This window comes from Micrococcus sp. LASM2_SD2 (assembly GCF_057364565.1).
Genome location: NZ_JBNFOB010000171.1, coordinates 1 through 5,361, shown reverse-complemented (window position 1 = coordinate 5,361; position 5,361 = coordinate 1). Strand labels below are relative to the sequence as shown.

Below are 5,361 nucleotides of genomic sequence, written 5' to 3'. Positions count from 1 at the left end.
GGCCGCCGCGCGGACGGGCGAAGGTCTCCTTCGCCTCGCCCCTCGGCGGCCGTGTCCGTGTCCACCTCGGCGAGCGCGCCGGCCGCGGCGGCGAGGGTGTCCTCGTCCAGCTCCGGCGCGGACCACTCGTCCATGGAGTCGATCATCGTGGTGGTCAGCCGGCCCTCGCGCACCTCGGGCAGCGCCATCAGGTGGCGCAGCCAGGCGAGGTTGGAGGTGACGCCGGTCAGGACGGTGTCCTTCAGCGCCTCGTCCAGGCGTCGCATGGCCTCCGCGCGGTCGGTGCCGCGGGTGATGACCTTCGCGATCATCGGGTCGTAGAAGCCGGTGACCTCGGGCTGGGAGTCCGGGTCCTCCACGTGCATGAGGGAGTCCACGCGGACGCCCTCGCCCTGCGGGGCCACGAAGGTGAGCACCTGGCCGGTGGAGGGCAGGAAGCCGTGCGCCGGGTCCTCGGCGTAGACGCGGGCCTCCACGGCGGCGCCGTCCAGGGTCACGTCCTCCTGGGCGAAGCCGAGGGGCTCGCCGGCGGCCACGCGGACCTGCAGCTCCACGAAGTCCTGCCGCTCGCCGCGGACCCGCACGACCTCCTCGGAGACCGGGTGCTCCACCTGGAGGCGGGTGTTCATCTCCATGAAGAAGAACTCGTCCGGGCGGTCGTCCGAGACCAGGAACTCCACGGTGCCGGCACCACGTAGCCGACGGACGCGGCGGCCTGCACGGCGGCCTCGCCGAGGCGGGCACGCAGGGCCTCGCCGTCCGCGTGGGCGGTGAGCAGCGGGGCCGGGGCCTCCTCGATCACCTTCTGGTGGCGGCGCTGCAGGGAGCACTCGCGCTCGGCCAGGTGCACGGTGGTGCCGTGGGAGTCGGCGAAGACCTGCACCTCGATGTGGCGCGGGGAGGTGATGAGGCGCTCGAGCAGGAGGGTGTCGTCGCCGAACGCGTTGGACGCGGTGCGGCGGGCCGAGGCGAGGGCGCCGGGCAGCTCGTCCTTCGAGTGGACGGCGAACATGCCCTTGCCGCCGCCGCCGGCAGAGGGCTTGATCAGCAGCGGGAAGCCGACCTCGTCCGCGCGCGCGACGATCTGCTCGTCCGTGAGGGTGGGGTCGGCGATGCCCGGGACCACCGGAACGCCGTACGCGGACACGGTCTCCTTGGCGCGGATCTTGTCCGCCATGGCGTCCAGGGAGGCCACCGGCGGACCGATGAACACGATGCCGGCGGCGTCGAGCGCACGGGCGAAGTCCGCGTTCTCGGAGAGGAACCCGTAGCCGGGGTGCACGGCCTGGGCGCCGGTGGCCCGGCAGGCGGCCACCACGGCGTCGATGTCCAGGTAGGACTCGCGGGCCGGGGCGGGGCCGAGGCGCACGGCCTCGTCCGCCAGGCGCACGTGCGCGGCGTCCGCGTCCGCGTCCGAGTAGACGGCCACGGCACGGATGCCCAGGCGCTGCAGGGTGGTGATGACGCGGACCGCGATCTCGCCGCGGTTGGCCACCAGGACGGTGTCGAAGGGCTTCGAGGACACGGGGATCACATCCTGAACAGGCCGAACTGGGTGTCCGGCAGCGGGTTGCGGGAGACGACGTCGAGGGCCATGGCCAGCACGCGGCGGGTCTGGCCCGGCGTGATGATGCCGTCGTCCCACAGGCGTGCGGTGGAGTACAGCGGGTTGCCCTGGTCCTCGTACTGGGCGCGGATGGGGGCGGCGAAGGCCTCGGTCTCCTCGGTGCTCATGAGCTCCTCGCCTGACTTCTCACGCGCGTCCTGCTTGATCTGGGTGAGCACGGAGGCGGCCTGGGTGCCGCCCATCACGGAGATGCGGGCGTTCGGCCACATCCACAGGAAGCGCGGCGAGTAGGCGCGGCCGCACATGGCGTAGTTGCCGGCGCCGAAGGAGCCGCCGATCACCACGGTCAGCTTGGGCACGCGGCAGGTGGAGACGGCGGTGACCATCTTGGCGCCGTCGCGAGCGATGCCGCCGGCCTCGGCGTCCCGGCCGACCATGAAGCCGGAGATGTTCTGCAGGAACAGCAGCGGCACGCCGCGCTGGTCGCAGAGCTCCACGAAGTGGGCGCCCTTGCGGGCGGACTCACCGAAGAGGATGCCGTTGTTGGCCACGATGCCCACCGGATGCCCGTCGATCCGGGCGAAGCCGGTGACGAGGGTGGTGCCGTAGCCGGCCTTGAACTCGTGGAACTCGGAGCCGTCCACGAGGCGGGCGATGACCTCGTGCACGTCGTAGGCGGCGTTGACGTCCACGGGGACCACGCCGGTGAGCTGCTCCGGGTCCACGGCGGGCTCGACCGGGTCCACCACGGTCCAGGCCGGCTCGTTCGGACGGGGCAGGGTGGCCACGATGTCCCGGAGGATCTGCATGGCGTGGGTGTCGTCGTCCGCGAGGTGGTCGGCCACGCCGGAGACCTCGGCGTGCAGCCGGCCGCCGCCGAGCTCCTCGGCGGTGACGTCCTCGCCGATCGCGGCCTTCACCAGGGGCGGGCCGCCGAGGAAGATGGTGCCCTGGTCGCGGACGATCACGGTCTCGTCGCACATGGCCGGCACGTAGGCGCCGCCGGCGGTGGAGGAGCCGCACACCGCGGCGATCTGCGGGATGCCCTTCGAGGACAGCAGCGCCTGGTTGCGGAAGATGCGGCCGAAGTGCTCCCGATCCGGGAAGACCTCGTCCTGGCGGGGCAGGAAGGCGCCGCCGGAGTCCACGAGGTACACGCAGGGAAGACCGTTCTCCAGGGCGATCTCCTGCGCGCGCAGGTGCTTCTTCACGGTCATCGGGTAGTAGGTGCCGCCCTTGACGGTGGCGTCGTTGGCCACGACCATCACGGTCCGGCCGTGCACCAGGCCGATGCCGGCGATCATGCCGGCGCCCGGGGAGTCGCCGTCGTACATGCCGTGCGCCGCCAGCGCACCGACCTCCAGGAACGGCGAGCCCTCGTCCAGCAGCAGGTCCACGCGCTCGCGGGGCAGCAGCTTGCCGCGGGAGACGTGGCGCTGACGGGACTTCCCGGGGCCGCCGAGGGCGGTGCGCGCGACGATCTCGCGCAGGCTCGCCTCGAGCTCGGCGTGGCCCGCCGCGTTGTCCGCGAACTCCGCGGACTCGGGGACGGCGCGGGTGGACAGGACGGACATGCCCGACCTCCAACTCAGTGAATTGTGACTAACTGGAAACCGGGGCCGAGTCTACTGGCCGCGGTCACTGTCGTCCACATCACAGCGCGGCCGCGCCGCTACGATGGTCCGCATGCCCACGCCCCACGCCCTCAGCGCCGCCGAGCCCGTCACCGCCCGCGAGGCGGCCAAGGCCCAGCGCCGCCAGGATCTGCTCGACGCCGCCGCTGAGCTCTTCGCCGAGCGCGGCTTCGAGTCCGTCCGGCTCGAGGACATCGGCGCGGCCTGCGGCATCTCCGGGCCGGGCATCTACCGGCACTTCCGCGGCAAAGCCGCCGTGCTGACGCAGATCCTGGAGAACGCCTCTCACGGGCTGCTGGACGGCGGCCGCGCCGCGGTGGCCGGCCGCCCTCCCGGCGAGGAGGCCCTCGAGGCGCTGATCGGCTTCCACACGGACTTCGCGCTGCGTCACCGGGACGTCATCCGCGTCCAGGACCGGGACCTCGGCGCCGTGCCGGAGGACGAGCGCCGGGACCTGGTCCGCGTGCAGCGCGCCTACATCGACCTGTGGGCCGAGCACATCGGCCACCTCCATCCGGAGGAGGACGGGGCCGCGGCCGTGTTCCGCGCCCAGGCCGCCTTCGGTCTGCTCAACTCCACGCCGCGTTCGGTGCGCCGTTCCCCCGCGGACCGCCGTGCCCGCCGCCCGGCGCTGATCGCCATGGCCTGGGGCGCGCTGCGCGCTCGCCCCGCCTGATCCCCACGCCCGCCGGATCCCCCGTCCCGACGACGGCCCGCACCGGGCACCGTCGGCCTGCGGTGGTAGCGTGATCGGCACCCGCCGCCTCGCGTCCGAGACACCGGACGTCGGCGGCAGCAGACCGCACCGTGACAGAGAGGTCCACCGCCGTGTCGCTCAGAGATGTCCGCCCCGAGGATCTGGACGAGTTCTTCGCCCACCAGCAGGACGACGAGGCCAACGTGATGTCCGCGTTCGCCCCGCGGAATCCGAAGGACCGGGGTGTCTTCGACTACCACTGGGCCCAGCTGCTGGGCGACGAGCGGACCCTGGTGAGGACCATCCAGGACGAGCAGGGCCGCGCCGCCGGTGCCCTCGTCTGCTCCCGGGAGGGCGGCGTGCCCGAGCTGTCCTTCTGGACCGCGCGCGAGTACTGGGGCCAGGGGCTGACCACCGCCGCCGTGGACGAGTTCTTCGCCGAGTTCTCCGAGCGCCCCGTGCGCGCCCACGTGCCGACGGACAACGTGGGCTCCCAGAAGGTCCTGAAGCGCCGCGGATTCGAGGTCGTCGGCGAGGAGAAGGTGTTCTCCAACGCCCGGGCCGAGGTGGTGACCGAGGAGATCCTCGAGCTCTCGGGCGACTGAGCCGGCCTCTCCGGCCTCCGGACGATCGCCCGTCCGGCCGCCAGTCCTGACCGGGCGTGGACGCGGAAGGACCCCGGCGCGGGATGCACACCTCGGGCGCGGATCAGACCATCGCGAGGGTCATGCCCGGGCGGCGCAGCATGGCGCCGACGTCGGCGAGGAAGCGGGAACCCTGCTCGCCGTCCACGAAGCGGTGGTCGAAGGACAGGGACAGCGTCATCACGTCCCGCAGGGCGATCTCGCCCTTGTGCTCCCACGGCATCTTCCGGACCTGGCCGACGGCCAGGATGGCGCCCTCGCCCGGGTTGATGATCGGGGTGCCGGCGTCCACGCCGAACACACCCACGTTGGTCAGGGTGAAGGTGCCGCCGGTCAGCTCTGCCGGGGCGAGCTTGCCCTCGCGGGCCTTGCCGGTCAGCTCGCGGATGGCGTCAGCCAGCTGACGCAGGTCCATGGCCTGGGCGTCCTTGACGTTGGGGACCATCAGGCCCCGCGGCGTGGCCGCGGCGAAGCCCAGGTTGACGAAGTTCTGCTGCACGATCGCGCCGGCGGCCTCGTCCCAGCGGGAGTTGACGTCCGGGGTGCGCTCCATGCAGAGCACGCAGGCCCGGGCGGCCAGGGTCATGGGGGTGAGCTTCACGTCGCGGAACTCGCGGGACGCCTTGAGCTCGGCGAGCAGCTCCATGGTCTCGGTGACGTCCACCTGCAGGAACTCGGTCACGTGCGGGGCGGTGAACGCGGAGTCCACCATCGCCGCGGCAGTGGCCTTGCGGACGCCCTTGACCGGGACGGACACCTCGCGCTCGCGCCCGCCCAGGGTGCGCAGGGCGCCGGCCGCGGCGGCACCTGAAGCGCCGG

The 5,361-nt window shown here is 72.7% G+C and carries 4 protein-coding genes and 1 pseudogene; 2 read left to right on the top strand and 3 right to left on the bottom strand.

Annotation, left to right across the window (positions count from 1 at the left end):
- Together AC2W7A_RS09115 and AC2W7A_RS09110 are read right to left on the bottom strand one after the other, a co-directional pair.
- A pseudogene (locus AC2W7A_RS09115) lies at nt 1-1,525 on the bottom strand (acetyl-CoA carboxylase biotin carboxylase subunit); the annotation flags it as partial.
- Nucleotides 1,526-1,530: 5 nt separating this feature from the next.
- Nucleotides 1,531-3,141, bottom strand: coding sequence for a carboxyl transferase domain-containing protein (locus tag AC2W7A_RS09110; protein ID WP_485991086.1), 1,611 nt, complete (start codon nt 3,139-3,141; stop codon nt 1,531-1,533).
- 112 nt (nt 3,142-3,253) lie between these two features.
- On the opposite strand from AC2W7A_RS09110, the gene AC2W7A_RS09105 reads away from it, so the two are divergent.
- On the top strand, nt 3,254-3,877 hold the full coding sequence (locus AC2W7A_RS09105) for a TetR/AcrR family transcriptional regulator (RefSeq protein ID WP_485991085.1): 624 nt from the start codon (nt 3,254-3,256) through the stop codon (nt 3,875-3,877).
- 152 nt (nt 3,878-4,029) lie between these two features.
- The gene (locus AC2W7A_RS09100) at nt 4,030-4,503 is read left to right on the top strand and encodes a GNAT family N-acetyltransferase (RefSeq protein ID WP_485991084.1); all 474 of its coding nucleotides are present in this window, start codon (nt 4,030-4,032) and stop codon (nt 4,501-4,503) included.
- Between the two features lie 103 nt (nt 4,504-4,606).
- Here AC2W7A_RS09100 and AC2W7A_RS09095 read toward each other — a convergent pair.
- Nucleotides 4,607-5,361 (bottom strand): dihydrolipoamide acetyltransferase family protein (locus AC2W7A_RS09095; protein WP_485991083.1); only part of this gene is annotated, 755 nt, incomplete at its 5' end.